Below are 23,305 nucleotides of genomic sequence, written 5' to 3'. Positions count from 1 at the left end.
TTCGCCCCATCCCGGGGAAGGCCGCCGCCCCTGGCCCGATCGGTGCCAGGATGGCTGATACGGTCCGGAAAACCGACTGGTATCAGGGAGTGGGACGACCATGGGTAAGAAGGTCACTGTCGTCGGGGCTGGCTTCTACGGCTCCACCACCGCACAGCGCCTGGCCGAGTACGACGTCTTCGACACCGTAGTGATCACCGACATCGTGGAGGGCAAGCCCGCGGGCCTCGCACTCGACCTCAACCAGTCGCGGGCCATCGAGGGCTTCGAGACCAAGGTCGTCGGCGTGACCACCGGCCCGAACGGCGAGGGCTACGAGGCCATCGAGGGCTCCGACGTCGTCGTCATCACCGCCGGTCTGCCCCGCAAGCCGGGCATGAGCCGGATGGACCTCCTGGAGACCAACGCCAAGATCGTTCGTCAGGTCGCCGAGAACGTCGCCAAGTACGCCCCGAGCGCCGTCGTCATCGTCGTCTCCAACCCGCTGGACGAGATGACCGCCCTGGCGCAGCTCGCCACCCAGTTCCCCAAGAACCGGGTCCTCGGCCAGGCCGGCATGCTCGACACCGCACGGTTCAGCAACTTCGTCGCCGAGGCGCTGAACGTGCCCGTGGCGTCCGTACGCACCCTGACCCTCGGCTCGCACGGCGACACCATGGTCCCGGTGCCGTCGCTGAGCACCGTCAACGGCAAGCCGCTGCGCGACGCCATGCCGGCCGAGCAGATCGAGGAGCTGGTCGTCAAGACCCGCAACGGTGGCGCCGAGGTCGTCGCGCTGCTCAAGACCGGTTCGGCGTACTACGCCCCGTCCGCCGCCGCCGCCCGCATGGCCAAGGCCGTGGCCGAGGACTCCGGCGACGTCATGCCGGTCTGCGCCTGGGTCGACGGCGAGTACGGCATCTCCGGCGTCTACCTGGGCGTAGAGGCTGAGATCGGCGCCGAGGGCGTCCGTCGGGTCGTCGAGACCGACCTGGACGCCGACGAGCGCGCCAGCCTCCTGGAGGCCGCCGAGGCCGTCCGCGCCAAGCAGGGCGACATCTCCAGCATGTAGTACCCCAGCACGATCCGAAGGGCGCGCCGGCTTCCGCCGACGCGCCCTTCGCCCACTCCACCCCAACCCGGCCCCCGGCCTCCCACGCCCGCCCACCTCGGTGATCAAGAGGTTCGCGTCAGGAATCGAGGTTTTGGTGACGCAAACCTCTTGATCACCGGGTCGACAACGGGTCCGCGCCCCGATCTGCGCGGTGATCATGAAGTTACTGCCCCGACACGCCGTGCGGACGGGCAATAACTTCATGATCACCGGGGCAGGCGGGCAGGCGGGCAGGCGGGCGAGGGCGGGCGGGGGGTGGGAGAAGTCGCGCTCTTCGTTGGTGGGTGTGTGGGCGTGATAGACCCGAGGGTGCGGCTCAGTGGCATCGCGCGCTCGTGTCCGGGAACTGCTGTGCCGTGCAGCCCGGTTTCACCGGTCGGTCGAGGCCGGCTGAGGGCTGCCGGCCCAATTGCAGTACGCTCGTACTGCTTGAGCACGTGTCCCCCGAGAGGAGCGCCGGCCGATGGCGAAGATCAAGGTAAACAACCCGGTCGTGGAGCTCGACGGCGACGAGATGACCCGGATCATCTGGAAGCAGATCCGGGAGCAGCTGATCCTGCCCTACCTCGACGTCGACCTGCACTACTACGACCTGTCGATCCAGTACCGCGACGAGACCGACGACCAGGTCACCATTGACGCCGCCAACGCCATCAAGGAGCACGGCGTCGGCGTCAAGTGCGCCACCATCACCCCGGACGAGGCCCGGGTCGAGGAGTTCGGCCTGAAGAAGATGTGGCGGTCGCCCAACGGCACCATCCGCAACATCCTCGGCGGCGTCGTCTTCCGTGAGCCGATCATCATGTCCAACGTGCCGCGCCTGGTCCCCGGCTGGACCAAGCCGATCATCATCGGCCGGCACGCCCACGGTGACCAGTACAAGGCCACCGACTTCGTCGTCCCCGGCCCGGGCACGGTGACCATCACCTACACGCCGGCCGACGGCGGCGAGCCGATGGAGATGGAGGTCGCCAACTTCCCCGGCGGCGGCATCGCCATGGGCATGTACAACTACGACGAGTCGATCCGGGACTTCGCCCGCGCCTCGTTCCGGTACGGCCTGGACCGCAACTACCCGGTCTACATGTCGACCAAGAACACCATCCTCAAGGCGTACGACGGCCGGTTCAAGGACATCTTCGCCGAGGTGTTCGAGAGCGAGTTCAAGGCGGAGTTCGACGCCGCTGGCCTGACCTACGAGCACCGGCTCATCGACGACATGGTCGCCGCCGCGCTGAAGTGGGAGGGCGGGTACGTCTGGGCCTGCAAGAACTACGACGGTGACGTGCAGTCCGACACCGTCGCGCAGGGCTTCGGCTCGCTGGGCCTGATGACCTCGGTGCTGCTCTCCCCGGACGGTCGCACCGTCGAGGCCGAGGCGGCGCACGGCACGGTCACCCGGCACTACCGGCAGTACCAGAAGGGCGAGAAGACCTCGACCAACCCGATCGCGTCGATCTACGCCTGGACCCGGGGCCTGGCCCACCGGGGCAAGCTGGACGGCACCCCGGCGGTCACCGAGTTCGCCAACACCCTGGAGCAGGTCATCATCGACACCGTCGAGGGCGGCCAGATGACCAAGGACCTCGCGCTGCTCATCTCGCGCGACGCCCCGTGGCTGACCACCGACGAGTTCATGAACGCGCTCGACGAGAACCTGGCCCGCCGGCTCGCGGCCTGATCCGACAGCGTCACCACCGGAGCCCGCCAGCGAGTGCTGGCGGGCTCCGCTGTGTCCGGCGGGCGACACGCACGCGGCGTCACCGGGCTCGGCGCGCCTCGTTGACCAGGGTGGACGAGATGCCAGTCGCGTCCGAGAAGGTTGACCGAGGTCGACCGCGGTGTGCGTGCCGATCAGCCAGCCTTCCCGGCTGTGTCGAGCACAGCCAGCCGTCCCTTCCCTGCGGGGGGCCCTGTCCCGGGCCCCCCGCGCCCTGTTCCCGGCGTCCTCGCCGCACCCACGGCCGGAGCGCGACAGCCCGGGGCAGCCGCACTCACGGCCGGAGCGCGACGGCCCGGGGCAGCCGCACCCACGGCCGGAGCGCGACAGCCCGGGGCAGCCGCACCCACGGCCGGAGCGCGACAGCCCGGGGCAGCCGCACCCACGACCGGAGCGCGAAGGCTCGGCGCAGACGGCCCGACGCGCGGGGCGGCCGGATCAGGCGGCGCGTAGCAGTTCGGCGGCGCGCTCCGGGGAGATGTCGTTGATGAAGACGCCCATGCCCGACTCGGAGCCAGCCAGGTACTTCAGCTTGTCCTTGGCCCGCCGGATGCTGAAGAGCTGGAGGTGCAGATGGCCCAGCTCGCGGTCGATCCGCACCGGCGCCTGGTGCCACGCCGCGATGTAGGGCATCGGCATGTCGAACAGCCCGTCGAAGCGGCGCAGCAGATCGAGGTAGAGCGGCCCGAAGGCGTCGCGCTCGCTGTCGTTGAGGGCCGGGATGTCCGGTACCACGCGCCGCGGCGCGACGTGCACCTCGAACGGCCAGCGGGCCGCCGCCGGCACGAACGCCGTCCAGTGCTCGTTCTCGGCGACGACGCGGTCGCCGGCCGCGCGTTCGGCGGCCAGCACGTCCGCGTACAGGTTGCCCCCGCCGGTGCGCTCGGCGTGCCGGCGCGCCGCGGCCAGCAACGCCCGGGTGCGCGGCGTCACGAAGGGGTACGCGTAGATCTGCCCGTGCGGGTGGTGCAGCGTGACACCGATCTCGACACCCCGGTTCTCGAAGCAGAAGATCTGCTCCACGCCGGGCAGTTCGCCGAGCACCTCGGTCCGGTCGGCGAGCGCGTCCAGGACCGTGCGGACGCGACGTGGCGGGAGGCTGGCGAAGGAGGCGTTGTGGTCGGAGGTGAAGCAGACCACCTCGCACCGGCCCTCGCCCGGTCGGACCGGCGTGAACGGGGTGATCTCGCCGGGCTCGTCGGCGACCCGACCGCTCAGCGAGGGGAACCGGTTCTCGAAGACCACCACGTCGTAGTCCGGGGCGGGGATCTCGGTCAGCCGATCGCCCTGGGACGGGTCGAGCGGGCACTCGTTCGCGGGCGGAAGGAACGTACGGGTCTGCCGGTGCACGGCCACCGCGACCCACTCGTCGGTCAGCGGGTCGTAGCGCAGTTGCGACGCGGGCGGTGGCGGCGGCAGCTCACGGCGGTCCGGCTGGTCGCGGACGGCGTCGTCGTTCTCGTCGAAGTAGATCAGTTCCCGGCCGTCGGCCAGGTTGATCGCGGTGCGCTTCACGGCGCCGTCCCCTCACTTGTCGGCGTGCGCGTCGCGCGGCCCGCCCTCGTCGCCTTAACCATGATCAGTTGGCCCACCTGTTCGCCGAGTACCCGCCGCGCGGTCGGAGGCAACGCCTCGTCGCTGACCAGTACGTGGGCCGCCGCCAGCTCGACGATCGAGGAGATGCCGACCGTGCCCCACTTCGTGTGGTCGGCGAGCACCACCAGCTGATCGGCAGCGGCGACCAGCGCGCGGTCGATCTCGGCTTCCATCAGGTTCGGGGTGGTGAAGCCGGCCCGCTCGGTGATGCCGTGGACGCCCAGGAAGAGCAGGTCGAGGTGCAGCCGGCGGACGGCCCCGACGGCGAGCGGGCCGACCAGCGCGTCCGACGGCGTCCGGACGCCGCCGGTGAGCACCACCGTCTGGTCGGAGCGACCCCCGGCGTGCAGGATCTCGGCCACCGGCAGCGAGTTGGTCACCACGGTCAGACCGGGAATGTCCACCAGCCGGCGGGCCAGTTCCGCGGTGGTGGTGCCGGCGCTGAGGGCGACCGCCGCGCCGGGTCGGACCAGCGCCGCCGCACGGTCCGCGATGGCGGCCTTTTCCGTCAGTTGCCGGACGGACTTGGCGTGGAAGCCCGGCTCGTCGGTCGAGCTGGGACCGGCCGCGGTCGCCCCGCCGTGCACCTTGGCCAGCAGGCCGCGCTCGTGCAGGGCCTCCAGATCGCGCCGGATGGTCATGTCGGAGACGCCGAACTCGGTCGCCAGGTCGGTCACCCGGACGCCGCCCGTGGCGCGTACCCGATCCAGGATGGCCGACTGCCGCTGCCGTGCGAGCATCCGCCGTGCCTCCCAGGGGTCCACGTACTCTCACGCGGTCGAACGTGTTCCAACAAAGATGAACACTAGCGCGTGCTCGGAACCGGCGGAAGGAAAGGAGTGGGGCGACGGCTCAGGCGGACTGGATCTTCAACTCCACCCAGCCGGTCTCGGTCAGGTGATCGAGTACGGTTTGCACCGCCTCCGCGACGCTCAGGCGGGAGGTGTCCAGCACCAGGTCCGCGTCCGTCGGCTCCTCGTACGGGTCGTCGATGCCGGTCATCCCGGTCAGCAGACCGGCGCGGGCCCGCGCGTACAGGCCCTTGCGGTCCCGCTGCTCGCACACCTCCAGCGGCGTCGCGACGTGCACCAGCACGAAGCCCGCCCCGGCGGCCAGGGCCATCTCCCGTGCCGTCGCGCGGGCCGCGGCGTACGGGGCGATCGGGCAACAGATGCCCATGCCGTGGTGCCGGGCGATCTCGGCCGCCACCCACCCGATCCGGCGGACGTTGAGATCCCGGTCGGTCTTGCTGAAGCCCAGCCCGGCGGAGAGTTCCCGCCGTACGACGTCGCCGTCGAGAAGGGTCACCGTACGGTCGCCGTTCTCCCGCAACGCGTCGGCCAGCCCTCGGGCGATGGTGGACTTGCCGGAGCCGGAGAGGCCGGTCAGGAACACCACGACCCCTCGGTGCCGGCGTGGCGGCCGAGCTCGGGCCAACTCCTTCGCGACCGCCGGAGGGGTGTGCCACTCGGGCAGGGGGAAGCCACGGTCGAGCAGGTCGTCGATCTCGTCCTGGGTGAGCGCGAGACGTCGGTTACGCGGCGGAATGTCCTCCCGCCAGCGCCACTGCCCGTCCCGGTTGTCGTACGCCAGTTCCCGCGGCACCAGCACCCGCAGGCCAGCCCCGGAGAGCATTTCCCCGGTGGAGAGCAGGTGGGTGACCCCGTACGAGGCGGAGACGCGCGCCCGCAGCAGAGCGTCGCTGATCTCGTCGCGGCGGTGCGACAGCGGTACGGCCACCAGGGTCGCCGGAGGCATCCGGTCCCGGGCGGCGAAGATCGTACGCACCAGCGCCTCCGGTGCGAGCCCACCGACACCGCCCTCGCCGACCGGGATCATCACCAGCAGATGGGCGGCCAGGGTGCGGGCTGCGTGGGCGATCTGGGCGAGCTGCGGCCGGTGCAGCGGACGGTCGGCGATCACCCCGAGCACGCGGCCCGGGGGCAGCAGCGCCCGCACCTCCTCGGGGCTGCGCCGCAACCGCTGGAACGGACCGTGGGCGCCGTCACCGAGCCGCCGGAGCGGGCCACCCAGGCCCGCGACGCCCTCGCGTACCGGCCAGACGTCCGTCACCTCGAGAGCGGCGGCCGGCGCGCCCTCGGCGTCGGTCAGCACCAGAGCCCGGCGGGCCTCATCGCGCGGGTCGAAGCCCTGTGCCAGCGCGGCCGGCACCTGCAGGCTCACCGGCACCTGCCACGGCGTGCCGTCGGCCAGCCGGCCGCGCCGACTCACCGACACCAGGTCGGCACGGGTCATGAAGCCGGTCAGGGGGGCGTAAGCGCCGGTCAGCAGCAGCTCCAGATCCGCGAGCTCACCGGGACGCGGCGTGTACGCCGGCGCGTCCCGGAGCACCTCGTCGGGCAGCACCCAGCCGTTGCTCATCCACACCCCCCACTCGCTGACGGCACACAGTTTCGCAGCCGACCGCCGATCGGTCGAGGCCGCCACTCCACGACGTGAGCGGTCGGGTCAGCGACGGACCCGGCGTCCCACCGCCGACCGCAGCCAGTTCCAGACCTTCCGCTCGTCGCGGATCCTCGGCTTCGCGCCGTCGGCCGGGCAGATGAAGAGCAGCGGCAGCCGCGCGTCCTCGGTCCATCCGGCGTTGGTGATCCGTGCCTTGAGGAACCAGCTACCCCGCGTACGACCGCCGTTGAGGGCCCGGAAGTCGATCGTGGTGGTGGCGCGGTGCACCAGGTGGACGCTGTCGGCGTCGGGCGCGGCGACCCGCTCGACCTGGAACTTCACCGGCAGGAAGATCTCGTCACCGGTCTCCCGGCGGCGGGCGACCACGTCCAGGCGGGCCTTGCGGACCTGCGCGGTGGAGTCGAGCACCTCGGGGGCGATGTCGTCGATCGGGAGCACCAGCACGTCGCGTTCGTCGTCGGCGCGGAAGCCGATCGGCTGGTCCGCGGAGCGCAGCTCGGCGGCCACACTCACCGTGACGGTGTGGTCGTCCGGCTGGAGCGCGTCGATCCTGCCGTGCCCGGCGATGCCCGCCTCCCAGCGGGCCAGCCGCCGCAGGTCCGCGACGCGTCCCCGCTCGACCAGGTACGCCACGGCCCGCTGCAGCGGCGGCAGGCCAGCCGCGACCCCGGGGGCGAACCGCTCCTGGATGATGCTCTGGGCCTCGGCGGCGACCTGCTCCACCCAGTCCTCGGGAGCGTCCAGGAGCCGCTTGCCGCGGAGCCGGTTGAGCATCTCGTTGCGCAGCCACCGTCGGTGCAGCCGGTCGCGCAGTGGCCCCGGCTCGGTGTGGGCGTCGACGACGTCCAGCGCGTCACGCACGCTCGCGAAGTAGCTCGCCGGCTCCAGCCGCGCCGCGGTGACGTTCTTGGCGTCCGGCCGCTGCGTGTGGTGGTAGCAGGTGTAGTCGGACAGCACGCAGGTACGGCGGGACGCGAAGTAGGCGCGTACGACGAGCGAATGGTCCTCGAGTCGCCGTTTGCCGCCCTCCGGGAACCGCAGCTTGTGCTCGTTGAGGAAGGCGCGGCGGAACAGCTTGTGACAGGTCAGGCTGTCGATCAGCGGCGCGTTCTCCAACGTGGCGTCGAAGCGGTTCTTGCGGAACAGCTCCCGGGGCACACCGCGCCCGTGCCCGGCCATCTTCCCGATCACCAGGTCCGCGTCGTACGTCGTGGCGCAGTCGTAGAGCCGTTCCAGCGCCTGGTCGGCGAACCAGTCGTCGTCGTCGGCGAAGAACACGTACTCGCCTCGGGCCCGCTCGATGCCGATGTTGCGCGGGCGCGACGGCCAGCCCGAGTTCTCGATGTGCACGACCTGGATGTGCGGGTGCTCGGCGGCCAGCCGATCCAGCCGTGCGCCGGTGTCGTCGCTGGAACCGTCGTCGACGAAGATCGCCTCGAACTCGTCGGCCGGTAGCGACTGGCGCAGCAGCGAGGCCACCAGCTTCTCGATGTGCGGGCCGGTGTTGTACGCGGGCACCACGACACTCACCTTGGGGACGCCAACCTCGACCATCACGATCCTTCCCGCGTCGGCGGTCGAATATCCCCCGGAACACTGCCCGGTGAACGGGAAGTGAATCGTGCCACCCCGCACCGGACTTTCCGGCGGCGGGGTCTGACCGAGCGTACGACCGGCGCAAACGTCCACACAACCGGCGACGCCCTCATGAAGCAGACCCTAGGGGTCTGCCGAGGCGAGGATCAGGGGAGCGCCGGGGGCGCGCCGGTGTCGGTGGGAGGTATCGACTCCCTACGCTGGCCTGGTGACACTGATCGCGACCCAGTCGCTCACCAAGACGTACGGAGGTCGGGTCACCGCGCTCGCCGACCTCACCGTCGCCGTCGAGCCCGGGATCATCGGCCTGGTGGGGGCGAACGGCGCCGGCAAATCCACCTTGATCAAGATTCTGCTCGGCCTGATCGCCCCGACCAGCGGGCAGGTCAAGGTGCTCGGCATCGACCCGACCACCGAACCGGCGGCGGTCCGCGCCCGCGTCGGCTACATGCCCGAGCACGACTGTCTCCCACCCGACCTGTCCGCCGCCGAGCTGGTCACCCACCTCGGGCGGATCAGTGGCCTGCCGCGCACGGTGGCCCGCGAGCGCGCCTCCGAGGCGCTGCGTCACGTCGGGCTCTACGAGGAGCGCTACCGGCCGGTGGGCGGCTACTCCACCGGCATGAAGCAGCGGGTCAAGCTGGCCCAGGCGCTGGTGCACGACCCCGACCTGTTGTTGCTGGACGAGCCGACCAACGGTCTGGACCCGGCCGGGCGGGACGCCATGCTGGCGCTGGTGCACCGGATCGGCACCGAGTTCGGCATCTCCGTCCTGGTGTGCTCGCACCTGCTGGGCGAGGTGGAGCGGATCTGCGACACGCTGATCGCCATCGACGGCGGCCGGCTGCTGCGCGCCGACCACATCTCCGCGATGACCTCGGCCACCGACGTGCTGGCCGTCGAAGTCAGCGAGGGCACCGAGGAGTTGGCCGCCCGACTCGCCGCGCTCGACCTGCCGGTGGCGCGCGACGGCCGGCTGCTGCTCGTACCGCTCGCCGACGACAGCACGTACGACCTGATCCTCGGCGCGGTCGCCGAGCTGGACCTGCCGCTGCATCGGTTGGATCAGCGCCGGCACCGGGTGGCCGAACTCTTCGCGACGAGGGAGCTCACCCATGCCTGAGCCGTCAGCCGCCGTCCGGTCCGCGCCGGCCGGTGTCATCCACGACATCGGCTACCAGCGCTACGAGGGTCCTCGCCTGGGCCGCCGGCACGTCTTCGGTGCGCTCTACCTGCACGGGCTGCGCACCATCTTCGGGCTCGGGCGCAGCGCCAAGGCCAAGATCTTCCCGTGGCTGGTGATCGGCATCGTCACCCTCGTCGCGGTGGCCCTGGCCGCCGTACGCAGCCAGCTCGGTGAACCGGTCGCCACGTACGCCCAGTTCGCCGACGCGATGAGCTGGCTGGTCCTGTTCTTCGTCGCGGTGGCCGCACCGGAGCTGGTCTCCCGCGACCTGCGCAGCGGTGTGCTGCCGCTGTACTTCTCCCGTCCGCTGCCGCGCGCCGACTACGCGATCGCCAAGCTGCTGGCGCTGGTCACCGGCCTCTGGCTGTTGCTCGGTGGGCCGCAACTGATCATGTTCCTGGGCGCCGCGTTCACCACCAAGGACGGGCTCAAGGGTGTCTGGAACGAACTGCTCGACCTGCTCCCCGGCCTGCTCTACGCCGGGCTGTGGGCGGTGGTGTTCGCCTCGGTGGGGCTGCTCGTCGCGTCGCTGACCGGCAAGCGTGCGTTCGCCGCCGGTGGGGTGGTCGCCGTCTTCCTGATGACCACGCCGATCGTCGGCACGCTGAGCATCCTGCCGTCGCGTACGGCCAACGAACTGGCCGGGCTCGCCTCGCCCACCACGCTGGTCCAGGGGGTGGGCGTCTGGTCGCTCGGTGACCTGCTGGTCCCCGAAAACCAGGACGGCGGCCCGTCGATCGGCGGGTTCGGCCCGGTCTACGCCCTGGTCGCGGTGCTGCTGGTCGCCGGGGCGACCACCCTCCTGCTGGCCCGTTACCGGAAGGTCGCCTCCTGATGAGCAGCACGCTGAGCCTGACCGGGGTGTCCCGGTGGTACGGCAACGTGGTGGCCGTCAACGACATCAGCATGATCCTCGGCCCCGGGGTGACCGGTCTGCTCGGCCCGAACGGCGCCGGCAAGACCACGCTGCTGCACATGATGGCCGGATTCCTCGCCCCGTCGCGTGGCACGGTGACCCTCGACGACGAGCCGACCTGGCGTAATCCCGCCGTCTACCGCCGGCTTGGGCTGGTCAGCGAGCGGGAGGCGGTGCAGAGCTTCCTCACCGCGTACGAGTTCGTGCTCGCCAGCGCCAAGCTGCACCGACTGGCCGATCCGGCGGCGGCGGCCCGACGCGCCATCGACCTGGTCGAGTTGGAGTCGGCGCAGGATCGCCGCATCGGCACGTACTCCAAGGGCATGCGACAGCGCGCGCGGGTGGCCGCGGCGCTGGTGCACGACCCGCAGGTGCTGCTGCTCGACGAGCCGTTCAACGGGATGGACCCGCGCCAGCGGCTGCACATGATGGAGCTGCTGCACTCCCTCGGCGACTCCGGCCGGACGATCCTGTTCAGCTCGCACATCCTGGAGGAGGTCGAGCAGGTCTCCGGCACGGTGCAGGTGATGGTGGCGGGGCGGCTGGCCGCCTCCGGCGACTTCCGGACGATCCGTCGGCTCATGACGAACCGGCCGCACGTCTTCGCGGTGCGCTCCACCGACGACCGGGCGCTGGCCGTCGCCCTGATCGCCGAGCCGTCGGTGAGTGCCGTCGAGCTGGACCGCGCCGGCCTGACCGTGCGCGCCGGCGACTACGGCGCCTTCACCCGGGCGCTGCCCCGGATCGCCCTGCGGCAGGGCATCCGGGTGCGTCAGCTGGTGCCGTCCGACGAGTCCCTGGAGAGCGTCTTCTCCTACCTGGTGGAGGCCTGAGAACATGTCGACCATTACCTGGATCACCGCGCGCGGGCTGTTCGGCCGGCGGCGGTTCCTGCTGCTGCTTCCACTGCCGCTGGTGCTGCTCGGCCTGGCCGTCCTCTGCCGCTCCCTGGGTGTGGACCCACGCCAGTGGGGCCCGCCGGTGCTGGTCGGCCTCGGCTTGGCGGTGGTGCTGCCGGTGGTGGCCCTGATCATCGGCACGGGCGTGCTGGGCGCGGAGATCGACGACGGCACCGTCGTGCACATCCTCACCAAGCCGCTGCCGCGCTGGCAGATCGTGCTGCCGAAGCTCGCGGTCGCCACCGGGGTCACCGCCGCCACCGTCGCGGTGCCGCTCTACGTCGCGGGCGTGCTTGCCGATTCGGTACGCCTCGGACTGGCCCTCGCCGCCGCGTCCGCGCTCGGCGCGCTGGCCTACTCGGCGCTGTTCCTCGCGCTCAGCCTCATCACCCGGCGTCCGGTGCTGCTCGGCCTCGTCTACGTGCTGATCTGGGAGGGGCTGCTGGGGAACTTCGTCAGCGGCACGAAGGTGCTCTCCATCCAGCAGTACGTGATCGCCCTCGCCGACCGGCTCGCGCCCAGCGGGCTGCTGGAGACCAGCGTGTCGGTGCCGGTCGCCACCGTGATGACCGCGCTGGTGAGCGTCGGCTTCACGGTGCTGGCGATCGACCGCCTGCGATCGTTCAGCGTGGCCGGCGAGACGAGCTGAGGCGTGCCGGGTCCGGCCAGCCCTCCGGCGACGGGTAGGGCTGGCCGGATGGACCGGGCGGGTGCCACCGACGAGGCTGGTGGACGTGACTGTCGAAGCGGAGCGCAGACCCTTGGCTGACCCGTACTCCCGGAGCAGCCGGCCGTGGCTGGTCAGCCTGGCCGCTGCCGGCCTTGCGTGCGCGACGGTCGCGACGGCCGCCCAGGGCAGCGGCCGGTTCCACTGGTGGGCGGTGTTCATCCTCGTCCCGGCCGCCCTGATCGCGTCCAGCGGCGGGCCGTTGCTGGCCCGGGGTGGTGGCCGGGCCTTCGGCGGTTACCTGCTCGTGTGCGTCGGCACCCTGGTGTTCGCGGTGGGCGCGCTGCTGATGTTCGGCGTGATGGGGCGGGGCTGGCCGCTGATGGTGGTGCTGCCCTGTCTGGCCGTCGCCGGCACCTACGGCTGGCGGGCGGCCGACCCGCTCGCCCGTGGCCTGCACCGGGCGGTGGCGCTGCTGGCGCTCACCGGTGCGCTGCTCGGTGTGACCCTGCAACTGATCCAGGTGGACCTGATCCAGCCGGAGACCGGCTGGTGGGGTGGGTTCCTGATGCTGGCCGGGGTCATCGTGCTGGGCAACGCGGTCGAGCTGGCCCGGCATCGGATGCCGTACCGGCTCCAGGCGATCACGCTGCTGGTGGGGCCCGCGGTGGTCGCGTTCCTGCTCGGGCTGCGCTTCCTGCGCGGCTGGTGACGGCCGGCCCGCCGCCGCCCCCGGGGGGTGGGCGGCGGCGGACCCGGTCAGAACGCGCAGGCGATCACGAGCTCCGGGGTGCGGTCGGGGAGCAGGTCGAGCTTGCCGATCCGGCCGGCTGCCCGCAGGTCGTCGGCGACCAGGGTGAGCTGCTCCAGCAGCGCCGCCGGGCCCAGTGCCTCGGCCAGCGGCACCTCCGCCTTCATTGACAGCTTCCGCTCCGACTTGGCCCGCCGCACCTGGCCCAACGCGTCCCCGGCCAGCCGCAGCAGCGCGGGCTCGCCCGTTCCCTCGATCGCTCGGGCCACCTCGTAGGTGGTGGGCCAGGGGGCGCGGTGCACCGACCCGTACCGCCACCACGACCAGATCTCCTCGGTGACGTACGGCAGCACGGGGGCGAACAGCCGCAACTGCACCGACAGCGCCGAGGCCAACGCGGCCCGAGCCGAGTCGGCAGCCGCTCCGGTGCCGTACGCCCGCTCCTTCACCAACTCGATGTAGTCGTCGCAGAACCGCCAGAAGAACGCCTCGGTCACCTGGAGGGCGGCCGTGTGGTCGTACCCGTCGAAGGCCGTGCTCGCGGCACTGACCACCGTGCCCAGTTCGGCGAGCATGGCCCGGTCGAGCGGGGCCGTCGCCGACGCGCGCAGCGCGTCCGCGGCGCCCAGGCCGAGCGCGAACTTCGACGCGTTGAGCAGTTTGGTGGCCAGCCGGCGGCCGACCTTGATCTGCGCCGGGTCGAAGGCCAGGTCCATGCCGGGCTTGCCGCTGGCCGCCCAGTAGCGCACGGCGTCCGAACCGTGCTGCTCCAGCAGCGCGAGTGGGGTGACCACGTTCCCCTTGGCCTTGGACATCTTCTTGTGGTCCGGATCGAGGATCCAGCCCGACAGCACGGTGTCCCGCCAGGGCAGCACCCCGTGCTCGAAGTGCGAACGGACCACCGTGTCGAAGAGCCAGGTCCGGATGATCTCCTGCCCCTGCGGGCGGAGGTCCATCGGGAAGACCTGCGCGAACAGCTCCGGGTCGGTCTCCCAGCCGCCGACGATCTGCGGGGTCAACGACGACGTCGCCCAGGTGTCGAGCACGTCCGGGTCGCCGACGAAGCCGCCCGGCCGGCCGCGCTGCGACTCGTCGAAACCGGGCGCCGGGTCACTGGACGGGTCGACCGGCAGCGCCGACTCGTCCGGCGTGAGAGGGTGGGACCAGTCCGGCTCGCCAGTGTCGTCGAGCCGGTACCACAGCGGCACCGGCACTCCGAAGAAGCGCTGCCGGCTGACCAGCCAGTCGCCGTTCAGGCCACCCACCCAGTTGTCGTAGCGGTGTTTCATGTGCGCCGGCACCCAGTTCAGCTCCGCGCCCCGGGCCAGCAGCGTCGCCCGCAGGTCGGCGTCCCGTCCGCCGTTGCGCAGGTACCACTGGCGTGTCGAGACGATCTCCAGTGGCCGGTCACCCCGTTCGTAGAACTTCACCGGGTGGGTCACCGGACGCGGCTCGCCGACCAGGTCACCCGCGTCGGCCAGCATCCCGACGATCTCCCGGCGCGCGCCGTTGACGCTCTGCCCGGCGAGCGCCGCGTACGGGGCCGCGGGCACCCCGGCCGGCGGCTCGGGCAGCAGCCGACCGTCCCGGCCGATCACCACGCGGGTGTCCAGCTGTAGCTCACGCCACCAGGTCACGTCGGCCAGGTCACCGAACGTGCAGACCATCGCGATGCCGGTGCCCTTCGCGGGATCGGCGAGCGGGTGCGCGCGCACCGGCACCTCGACGTCGAACAGCGGGCTGCGCACGGTCGCGTCCACCAGGTCGGCGTACCGCTCGTCGTCGGGGTGGCAGACCAGCGCCACGCAGGCCGGCAGCAGCTCCGGCCGGGTGGTGTCGATGAGCACCTCGCGCCCGCCGGGCCCGGTGAACCGCAGCCGGTGGTACGCGCCGGGACGTTCCCGGTCCTCCAGCTCGGCCTGCGCGACCGCGGTGGCGAAGCCGACATCCCACAGTGTCGGCGCCTCCGCCTGGTACGCCTCACCCCGGCGCAGGTTGCGCACGAATGCCCGCTGGCTGGTGGCGCGGGCCACCCGGCCGATCGTCGTGTACGTCAGGGACCAGTCCACCGAGAGCCCGAGCCGCCGCCAGAGGGCCTCGAAGATCTGCTCGTCGGCGACCGTCAGCCGCTCGCACAGCTCGATGAAGTTGCGCCGCGAGATCGGTGTCGGGTCACGGCGCGCGGCGTCGTCGACCGGGGTGGCCGGGGGCCGCCACACCGGGTCGTACGCCAGGGCCGGGTCGCAGCGCACCCCGTACACGTTCTGCACGCGACGCTCGGTGGGCAGCCCGTTGTCGTCCCAGCCCATCGGGTAGAAGACCGCCTTGCCGCGCATCCGCTGGTAGCGGGCGACGGTGTCGGTGTGCGTGTACGAGAAGACGTGCCCCATGTGCAGCTCGCCCGATACGGTGGGCGGCGGGGTGTCGATGGAGTACACGTCCGCCCTGCGACCATTCCGGCTCGGCGCGTCCGACGCCGCGCCGCGACCCGGAACAGTCGTCTTCGAGCGGTCGAACGCGTACGTGCCCTCCTCCTGCCAGCGCTGCGCCCAGCGCTCCTCGAGCCCGTCCAGACTGGGACGCTCGGGAACGCCGGCGCGGGCCGTCCTCGCCGTATCGGTCATCTGCCGATCGTAGGCATCAGCAGGGTGCCGGGCCACGCAGTTGCCGATCGCCGTCGCGGTGGCCGGCCGGGCGCGTGGCTCAGACGAGCGAGTCGCGCCACTGCCGGTGCAGGGCGGCGTACCGGCCGCCGGACGCGGCGAGCACGGCCGGCGGGCCGTCCTCCACGACCCGACCGCCGTCGAGGACCAGCACCCGGTCCGCCGTCTCCACAGTGGAGAGGCGGTGTGCGATCACCAGCGCCGTCCGGTCCCGCAGGATGGTGCCGAGCGCGTGCTGCACCAGCCGTTCCGTCGGCACGTCCAACGAGGACGTCGCCTCGTCGAGGATCAGCACGGTCGGGTCGGCGAGGAACGCCCGGGCGAACGCGACAAGTTGCCGCTGGCCGGCGGAGAGCCGGCCGCCGCGCCGGTGCACCTGCGTCGCGTACCCGTCGGGCAACGCGGCGATGAACTCGTGCGCGCCGATCGCCTGGGCGGCGGCCCGTACCTCGGCGTCGTCGGCACCCGGCCGGCCGAACCGGATGTTCTCCGCCACCGTGCCGCTGAACAGGTGGTTCTCCTGCGTCACGAGCACCACGGCGCGACGCAGATCGGCGTCGCACACCGCGCGCAGGTCGATCCCGTCCAGCAGGACCGTGCCGGCGTCCGGGTCGTGGAACCGGGCCACGAGCTTGGCGATCGTCGACTTGCCCGCGCCGGTCGGCCCGATCAGCGCGACCGTCTGCCCGGCCGGCACCCGCAGGTCCACGCCGGCGAGGATGGGGGTGTTCGCCCGGTAGCCGAACGAGACGCCCCGGAAGGTCAGCTCGCCGTGACCGGGGCCGCGCGGCAGCGGCACCGGCCGGGCCGGCTCGGCGACGCCGGGCCGTTCGTCGAGCACCCCGGCCAGCTTCTCGAGGGCGGCCGTCGCCGACTGCAACGAGTTGTAGAACTGGCTCAGCTCCTGCATCGGCTCGAAGAAGCGTCTCAGGTAGAGCAGGAACGCGGCGAGCACACCGATCTCGGTCCGCCCGCCGAGCACCCGCCACCCGCCGTAGCAGAGCACGACCGCGACCGTGAGGTTGCCGATCAGCTTGATCGCCGGCGAGTACGTGGCGATCAGCCGGAACGCGTGCAGGCTCGTACGCCGGTAATCGTCCCCGAGGGCCGCGAAGATCCGCTGGTTGCGGGGCTCCCGGCGGAAGGTCTGTACCGCCCGGATGCCCCGCATCGACTCGACGAAGTGCACGATGACCAGCGCGACGGCCTCCCTCGTCCGTCGGTAGGCGGTGGCCGACGCCCGTGCGAACCAGCGGGAGAGCCAGAACAGGAACGGGAACGCGAGCAGCGTCACCGCGGCCAGTGGCAGGTCCAGCCAGAGCAGGATGGCGGCCACCGACAGGATCGACAGCGCGGCGAGCACCAGGCTGTCGATCCCCCCGTCCACCAACTCGGCGATGCTGTCCAGGTCGCTGGTGAGGCGGGACACCATCCGACCCGACGTGTACCGCTCGTGAAAGCCCACCGACAGGCGCAGGAAGTGCCCGAACACCCGCTGCCGCAGGTCCAGCAGGACGGCCTGGCCGATGCGGGCGGAGAGGGTGAGGAAGCCGCGCCGGGCCGCGTACTCCGTCACGGCGGCCACGGCGAACGCCCCCGCGACGGCGACCAGCGGGGTGGCGTTCCCAGCGCGCAGCGGAGCGATGGCCCGGTCGATACCGACCATGACCAGGTAGGGTCCGGCCATCGCGGCGGCGTTCTGCGCCAGCAGCAGCCCGACGGCAGCGGTGAGCCGCCCCCGGTGCGGGCGCAGCAGGTCGGCCAGCAGGGCCCGGCTGTGCCGACGCAGCCGGGCGACGGCCTCCGGAGTGTTCTCCTCGGCTCTGCTCCGGTCGGCCTCCGGGTCGGTGGCCGTCCCCCGCCAGCGGGCCAGCTCCGGCTCCCCGGCGGGAGACGGATCGGCCTGCTCCGGAGACGTCACGAGCGCACCAGCCCCCAGCCGTCCGAGGTGGACGCGCCGGGCCCCGCCGGCCCGACACACCCGGGCTCTGTCCCGGCGGTCCGCACGGCAGCCGGTTGCGCGCCGGCCGGCGGTACGGGTGGTGGCCCGGCGGCTCCCGCATGAGCCGGTGGCTCGGTGGCCCCCGCGTGTGCTGGTGGCTCGGCGGCTCCCGCGCGTGCTGGTGGCTCGGCGGCGAGCAACGCCCGGTAGGCGGGCACGGTGGCGAGCAGTTCCGAGTGCCGGCCGACCGCGGCGATCCGGCCACCGTCGAGCAGGGCAACGCGGTCGGCCAGCGCGATCGTCGACGGCCGGTGCACCACCAGGAGCGCGGTGCTGGCCCGCAGCACCTGCCGTAACGCCGCCTCCACCAGCGCCTCGGTGTGCACGTCGAGGGCGGACAGCGGGTCGTCGAGCACCAGCAGCGCCGGACGACCGAGCACCGCCCGGGCCAGCGCCAACCGCTGCCGCTGACCGCCGGAGAGCGACAACCCCTGCTCACCCACGCGGGTGGCCAGGCCCCACGGCAGGTCGTACGCGAAATCGGCCTGTGCCAGCGCGAGAGCCGCGCGGACCTCGTCGTCGTCGGCGTCCGGGCGGCCCAGGGTGAGGTTCTCCCAGACCGACATGGAGAAGAGGGTGGGTTCCTCGAACGCCACCCCGACCAGCCGGCGCAGCGAGGCCAACCGCAGGTCCCGCAGGTCGTACCCGTCGAGGGTGATCCGGCCGCCGGTCACCTCGTGCAGTCGGGGTACCAGTGAGAGCAGGGTGCTCTTGCCGCAGCCGGTGGCACCGACCAGGGCCAGCGTCTCGCCCGGCTCGATGGTCAGGTCGATGTCGTGCAGGACGCTCGTGGCCGCGCCCGGGTAGCGGAAGGCGACCCGCTCGAAGCGGAGTCGACCCTGGACCGCGTCCCGGCTCAGCGTGAGCGCATGGGGAGCGTCCACGATCTGCGGCGGAGTGTCCAGCACCTCCTGGACACGGTCCGCGGCGGTGGCCGCCTCCTGGCCGTTGGCGATGATCCAGCCCAGCGACTGCACCGGCCAGATGAGCATCAGTTGGAGGCTGGCGAACGCCACCAGCTCACCGAGGGTGAGCACGCCCCGCGCGGCGGCGGCCGCCCCGGCGACCAGCACCACGCCCAGCGTCAGGTTGGGCACCAGGTCGAGCAGCGCCGCGGTGTTCGCCAGCAGCCGGCCCTTGCCCACGCCGGTGTCGTGCAGCGTCCGGGCCCCGTCGGCGAAGCGGGCGGCCAGCTCCGGCCCCCGCCCGTACGCCTTCATGGTGCGCAGGCCCTGCGCGGTCTCCTCGACCAGCGTCGCCACGTCGCCCTGCTGGTCCTGCATCCGCCGGGACGCGGTGTGGTAGTGCCGACCGAACCGGCGGGTGATCAGCAACAGTGGCACGGCGCTGGCCGCGACCAGCAGGCCGAGCGCCACGTGCAGGTGGATCAGCAACAGCACCACCACCACGTAGGTGGTGAGGTTGAGCACCAGGAAGAAGACACCGAACGACAGGAACCGGCGGATCACCGACAGGTCGCTGGTGATCCGGGAGAGCAGTTGGCCGGACTGCCAGCGGTCGTGGAAACTGGCCGGCAGCCGCTGCAGGTGGGCGTAGACGTCGGCGCGCAGCGCCGCCTCCATGCCCACCGCCGAGGACGACTGCACCCACCGGCGGATGAAGATGAGCACCGCCTCGACCACGCCGAGCAGCAGCGCCAGACCACCGAGCTGGAGCAGGCCCGCGGGCTCGTGGCGAGCCACCGGCCCGTCCACCACGCGCTGCACCACCAGGGGTACGGCGATCCCGGCGGCCGTTCCGGCGAGCCCGGCGACCAGCAACCAGACGAACTCGGCGGCGTACGGGCGCAGGTAGCGGCGCAACCGCCAGAGGTTGTGCACGGGGTGGCGGCCCGCGGCGACCGGGGCGGCCCGGTCGCCGTCGCTCTCCACAGGCACTACCCGACGGTAGCGTCATTGGGTGCCCGTGTAGTTGTCAGCTTGCCGTCAACCGCCGCTCATGACCGAGAAGCCACTTCTTCACGTCCAGCCCCCAGCGGTAGCCACCGAGGCTCCCGTCGGTACGCAGCACCCGGTGACAGGGCACGAAGAGTGCCGCGGCGTTACGTGCGCAGGCCGCCGCCGCAGCCCGCACCGCAGGGGGCCGACCGGCCAGCGCCGCGTACCCGGTGTAGGTGACCGGCGCGCCCGGCGGCACGTCCCGCAGCACCTGCCAGGCGTGCGCCATGAACTCGCCGCCGGTGTGCTGCCGTACCGGCACCGAGTCGATGGCGGCGAGATCCCCGTCCAGGTAGGAGCGCACGGCCACGGTGGTCGGGCCGAGGTCGGCGCGCTGTCGTACGGGTGCGCGCAGACTCGGGTGGATCAGGGCCGGCAGTGCCTCCGGATCGGGGGTGAAACCGGCCGCCAGGACCTGACCGTCGCCGTCGGCGAGGATGCTCAGCGGACCGGTCGGGGTGGTCAGGACGGTGCTGTCGATGCTCATGCCGCTCTCCAGAGTCTGATCGTGGCGTAGGACCGCCAGGGGCGCCACCGTTCGGCGTGCGCGTCGAGGGTCGTGTCGGGTAGGCCGAGCGCCACCGCGCCCCGGCGGATCGCGAGGTCGGTGCCGAGGAAGACGTCGGGGTCGCCGAGCGCGCGCATGGCGAGGTAGTCGGCGGTCCACGGCCCGATCCCGGGCAGCGCGAGCAACTGTCGCCTGGTCTCCTGACGGTCGCCCCCCGGCGCCAGGTCGAGACCGCCGTCCACGACGGCGCGGGCAAGCGAGCGAATGGTCTCCAGCCTCCGCAGAGGCATCCCGAACCCCCCATCCGGAATCCCCAATACCTCCTCCGCCGTAAGAAACCCCCGCAGCTCACGCTCGGACTCACCCCGCAGCTCACCCCGTTGATCATGAAGTTGTTGTCGCGACACGCCGTCGTCGGTGGCAACAACTTCATGATCGACACGGGTGGCCAGGAGGCGGGTCAGCGTGGTTCTCGCGGAGCGCACCGAGACCTGCTGGCCGACTATCGCGCGGACGGCCATCTCGAAACCGTCCACCGCGCGGGGGACGCGGATGCCGGGCTCCGCCGACACCGTCGGCGCCAGGGCCGGGTCCGCCGCCAGCGTGGCGTCGACCGCCTCCGGGTCCGCGTCGAGGTCGAGCAGACGTCGGCAGCGGGCCACCGCGGGGGCGAGGTCACGCAGGTCGGTCAGGCGCAGCGACGCCATCACATGCCCGTCCGCCGGGGTCAGGGCCACCTGGCCGGGGCCGTGGGGCAACCGCAACCCCCGGCGGTACGTCCCGTCGCGTACCTCCTCGACCCCGGGAAGCGCGCGCACCGCGAGGAAGTCGAGCAGCGCGGAGGCGTGCAACGGCGGACGGTACGCCAGCCGGAGCGTGATCGTCCCCGCCCCGCTCGCCGCCAGGTGTCGGCCGCGAGCGGTACGCAGCTCCGAGGGGGCGCTCGCGTACACCTCGCGGACCGTGTCGTTGAACTGCCGCACGCTGCCGAAGCCGGCGGCGAACGCGATCTCGGCCATCCCCAGTCCGGTCGTCTCGATGAGGATCCGGGCGGTCTGCGCCCGCTGGGCCCGGGCCAGCGCGAGCGGCCCGGCTCCCATCTCGGCGCGCAGCATCCGGTGCAGGTGCCGTTCGGTGTAGCCCAGGCGGGCGGCCAGCCCCGGTACGCCGTCCCGGTCGACCACCCCGTCGGCGATCAACCGCATCGCCCGGCCCACCACATCTGCGCGGACGTCCCACTGCGGCGAGCCGGGCGCGGCGTCCGGACGGCAGCGACGGCAGGCACGCAACCCGGCGCCCTGCGCGGCGGCGGCCGACGGGAAGAACCGGACGTTCTGCCGCTTCGGGGTGACCGCCGGGCAGGACGGCCGGCAGTAGATCCCGGTCGACGTCACGCCGGTGTAGAACCAGCCGTCGAACCTCTGGTCACGGCTGTCCACCGCCCGGTAGCACCGTTCGAAGTCCATCTCCACGCCACCGATGATGCCCCGCTGCTCAAGCCCTCGGCTGGCGGAAATCAGACCTGACCCTGCCGCCCCACCGGTGGCGTCCCCGGCCGGGATGTCTCCCGGCCGGGGTGTCTCCCGGTGATCAAGAGGTTCGCGTCACGACACGCAGTGTCCCGTGACGCGAACCTCTTGATCACCGGGGGAATGAGGAGGGGTGGGGGATTTCCGCCCGGAAGTGTCGGTCGTGGCGGGTAACGTCCGGCCACCAACTCAAGAAGGGGGGCGGCGATGGCGAGCGTTGCGGGTTGGGTGGCGGCGTCGACACAAGGCTCGATTCCGCCGCTGCCCCGTGCCGTGGTGCAGTCCTTCTACCGCCGGATGCGGGCCGTGGCGCCGGCCGCCGTCGGCGCCATCGAGCGGGACCGGTCCGCCGACCAGGCGGAGCCGTTCGCCGACACCGCCTGCGGCCGGCTGGTCCGGTCGCTCGACGAGGCCGGTCTGCGGGCACTCGGCATGTGGACGCACCACTGGTGCATGCGTTTCTACGACGACGACACCACAGTCGGCCGTCGGCTGATCGGCGAGATCGCCGCTCGCCCGGGGCTGGGCTGGACGGCCGACGAGGTGCGCTGGATGCTGCGCGAGTCGGTTTCCGCAGGCCCGGCGGCAGCGGACCGCTTCACCCTGCCGCGCGCCGCGTCCGCGCAACTGCCCGCGTCCGAGCGACCGTTCGACGACCTGCCCGCCGCCGAGATCGAGCCTCCGGCCGGGGGCGCAGCGGTGAGACGCGTGCCCGATCCGCAGGCGACCTCCTCGGGCGCGTCGAGCACCACCGCCGACCCGGCCAGCGCGCGGCCCGCCCTCATTCCCCGCCAACGCCGCGCCGGCTGAGCGGGGTTGGGCCAACGCCGCGCCGGGTGGGCCAACGCCGGGCCGGTTGGGCCGGCACTGCGCCGGTTGGGCCGGCACTGCGCCGGTTGGGCCAGCACCGCGCCCATTGTGCGGGTTGGGCCGACGCCGCGCCGGCTGATCGACGGAGGTCGGGCAGGTCGACGCGCCCGAACGGTGGTAGCCGCTCGGGCAATGATCGACTACGGCAGGATGGACGCCAGCCCACACCGTCGGAAGGATCGCTCATGCCCGCCAGCGAACCCACCATCCTCGCCACCAGCATGGGCTTCTTCCGTGGTGACCGGGGGCCGTCCGACCTGCGTCCCGGCCCGATCTTCGAGCTGGCCGCCGAGTTGGCCGAGGCCGGCCCGCAGCCACGGATCTGCTACCTCGGGCAGGCCGTCGGTGACCAGCCGACGTCGTTCACCGCCGTCTACGGGGCGTTCGCCGACACGCGGTTCCGCCTGTCGCACCTGGCGCTGTTCCCGATGCCGAACGTGGACGACGTTAGAGCCCACCTGCTCGCACAGGACGTGATCTGGGTCGGCGGCGGCAGCGTCGCCAACCTCGTCGCCGTCTGGCGCGTGCACGGGCTGGACGAGATCCTGCACGAGTGCTGGCAGGCCGGCGTGGTGTTGGCCGGCGTCTCCGCCGGTTCGATCTGCTGGCATGTGGGCGGCGCGACCGACAGTTTCGGCCCCCGACTGCGGGGCTACACCGAGGCGTTGGGTTGGCTGCCGTACGGCAATGGCGTGCACTACGACAGCGAGGGCCAGCGCCGGCCGCTGATGCACGAGCTGGTCGGCGACGGGACGCTGCCGACCAGCCACTGCACCGACGACGGCGTCGGCCTGGTCTACCGGGGGACCCGGCTGGTCGAGGCGGTCGCCGACCGCGAGGGCGTCTCGGCGTACGAGGTGAGCCGTCACGCGGACGGCGGTGTGCGGGAGACGGTCATCGCGCCCCGCCTGCTCCACTGAGAGG

17 protein-coding genes and 1 pseudogene are annotated in these 23,305 nt (G+C 72.2%); 9 read left to right on the top strand and 9 right to left on the bottom strand.

What is annotated here, in order from left to right; genetic code table 11:
* Positions 1-100 precede the first annotated feature (100 nt).
* Positions 101-1,051, top strand: a complete 951-nt coding sequence (locus ACQPZK_RS27235) for a malate dehydrogenase (RefSeq protein WP_433535667.1) — start codon at positions 101-103, stop codon at positions 1,049-1,051.
* A gap of 505 nt (positions 1,052-1,556) precedes the next feature.
* Entirely contained in the window at positions 1,557-2,774 is a 1,218-nt protein-coding gene (locus ACQPZK_RS27230; RefSeq protein WP_433535666.1) for an NADP-dependent isocitrate dehydrogenase, read from the top strand.
* A 477-nt stretch (positions 2,775-3,251) separates the two neighbouring features.
* Here the strand turns inward: ACQPZK_RS27230 and galT are convergent, their stop codons facing one another.
* From galT to ACQPZK_RS27210, 4 genes are all read right to left on the bottom strand, one after another.
* Entirely contained in the window at positions 3,252-4,328 is a 1,077-nt protein-coding gene (gene galT, locus ACQPZK_RS27225) for a galactose-1-phosphate uridylyltransferase (RefSeq protein WP_433535665.1), read from the bottom strand.
* Positions 4,325-5,149: a DeoR/GlpR family DNA-binding transcription regulator gene (locus tag ACQPZK_RS27220; protein ID WP_433535664.1), complete on the bottom strand. Its 825-nt coding sequence runs from the start codon at positions 5,147-5,149 to the stop codon at positions 4,325-4,327. Before ACQPZK_RS27220 ends, galT begins: the two co-directional genes overlap by 4 nt.
* 112 nt (positions 5,150-5,261) lie before the next feature.
* Entirely contained in the window at positions 5,262-6,791 is a 1,530-nt protein-coding gene (gene cysC / locus ACQPZK_RS27215) for an adenylyl-sulfate kinase (protein WP_433535663.1), read from the bottom strand.
* Positions 6,792-6,878: 87 nt separating this feature from the next.
* Positions 6,879-8,390 carry a glycosyltransferase family 2 protein gene (locus ACQPZK_RS27210; protein WP_433535662.1) on the bottom strand — a complete coding sequence of 504 codons (1,512 nt, stop codon included), beginning with the start codon at positions 8,388-8,390 and terminating at the stop codon, positions 6,879-6,881.
* A 250-nt stretch (positions 8,391-8,640) separates the two neighbouring features.
* Between ACQPZK_RS27210 and ACQPZK_RS27205 the strand changes: the two genes are divergently transcribed.
* The 5 genes from ACQPZK_RS27205 to ACQPZK_RS27185 all read left to right on the top strand — a co-directional run bounded on the left by ACQPZK_RS27205 (position 8,641) and on the right by ACQPZK_RS27185 (position 12,812).
* The gene (locus tag ACQPZK_RS27205; protein ID WP_433535661.1) at positions 8,641-9,555 is read left to right on the top strand and encodes an ABC transporter ATP-binding protein; all 915 of its coding nucleotides are present in this window, start codon (positions 8,641-8,643) and stop codon (positions 9,553-9,555) included.
* Complete coding sequence (locus tag ACQPZK_RS27200) at positions 9,548-10,453, top strand: ABC transporter permease (RefSeq protein ID WP_433535660.1); 906 nt, start codon at positions 9,548-9,550, stop codon at positions 10,451-10,453. The genes ACQPZK_RS27205 and ACQPZK_RS27200 overlap by 8 nt, the downstream gene beginning before the upstream one ends.
* Positions 10,453-11,367: an ABC transporter ATP-binding protein gene (locus ACQPZK_RS27195; RefSeq protein ID WP_433535659.1), complete on the top strand. Its 915-nt coding sequence runs from the start codon at positions 10,453-10,455 to the stop codon at positions 11,365-11,367. The genes ACQPZK_RS27200 and ACQPZK_RS27195 overlap by 1 nt, the downstream gene beginning before the upstream one ends.
* A 4-nt stretch (positions 11,368-11,371) precedes the next feature.
* Positions 11,372-12,082: an ABC transporter permease gene (locus ACQPZK_RS27190; protein ID WP_433535658.1), complete on the top strand. Its 711-nt coding sequence runs from the start codon at positions 11,372-11,374 to the stop codon at positions 12,080-12,082.
* A gap of 85 nt (positions 12,083-12,167) precedes the next feature.
* Entirely contained in the window at positions 12,168-12,812 is a 645-nt protein-coding gene (locus ACQPZK_RS27185; RefSeq protein ID WP_433535657.1) for a hypothetical protein, read from the top strand.
* A gap of 47 nt (positions 12,813-12,859) precedes the next feature.
* Here ACQPZK_RS27185 and valS read toward each other — a convergent pair whose 3' ends face one another.
* From valS to ACQPZK_RS27160, 5 genes are all read right to left on the bottom strand, one after another.
* Positions 12,860-15,475 (bottom strand): valine--tRNA ligase, encoded by a 2,616-nt coding sequence (gene valS, locus ACQPZK_RS27180; protein WP_433535656.1) that lies wholly within the window; start codon positions 15,473-15,475, stop codon positions 12,860-12,862.
* A 79-nt stretch (positions 15,476-15,554) separates the two neighbouring features.
* Positions 15,555-17,435, bottom strand: coding sequence for an ABC transporter ATP-binding protein (locus ACQPZK_RS27175; RefSeq protein ID WP_433535655.1), 1,881 nt, complete (start codon positions 17,433-17,435; stop codon positions 15,555-15,557).
* A complete protein-coding gene (locus tag ACQPZK_RS27170; RefSeq protein ID WP_433535654.1) occupies positions 17,432-19,414 on the bottom strand; it encodes an ABC transporter ATP-binding protein in 1,983 nt (660 codons plus the stop codon). The genes ACQPZK_RS27175 and ACQPZK_RS27170 overlap by 4 nt, the downstream gene beginning before the upstream one ends.
* A 37-nt stretch (positions 19,415-19,451) precedes the next feature.
* A complete protein-coding gene (locus ACQPZK_RS27165; RefSeq protein WP_433535653.1) occupies positions 19,452-19,961 on the bottom strand; it encodes a methylated-DNA--[protein]-cysteine S-methyltransferase in 510 nt (169 codons plus the stop codon).
* Entirely contained in the window at positions 19,958-21,454 is a 1,497-nt protein-coding gene (locus ACQPZK_RS27160) for a DNA-3-methyladenine glycosylase 2 family protein (protein ID WP_433535652.1), read from the bottom strand. Before ACQPZK_RS27160 ends, ACQPZK_RS27165 begins: the two co-directional genes overlap by 4 nt.
* A 264-nt stretch (positions 21,455-21,718) precedes the next feature.
* On the opposite strand from ACQPZK_RS27160, the pseudogene ACQPZK_RS27155 reads away from it, so the two are divergent.
* Positions 21,719-22,234: pseudogene (locus ACQPZK_RS27155) on the top strand (hypothetical protein); the annotation flags it as partial.
* Positions 22,235-22,566: 332 nt separating this feature from the next.
* Complete coding sequence (locus tag ACQPZK_RS27150; RefSeq protein ID WP_433535651.1) at positions 22,567-23,301, top strand: Type 1 glutamine amidotransferase-like domain-containing protein; 735 nt, start codon at positions 22,567-22,569, stop codon at positions 23,299-23,301.
* Positions 23,302-23,305 lie beyond the last annotated feature (4 nt).

This window comes from Micromonospora sp. CA-249363 (assembly GCF_050950185.1).
Lineage (GTDB): Bacteria > Actinomycetota > Actinomycetes > Mycobacteriales > Micromonosporaceae > Micromonospora.
Note: the sequence above shows the minus strand (reverse complement) of the source record. Positions and strands in the feature narration are given on the sequence as shown.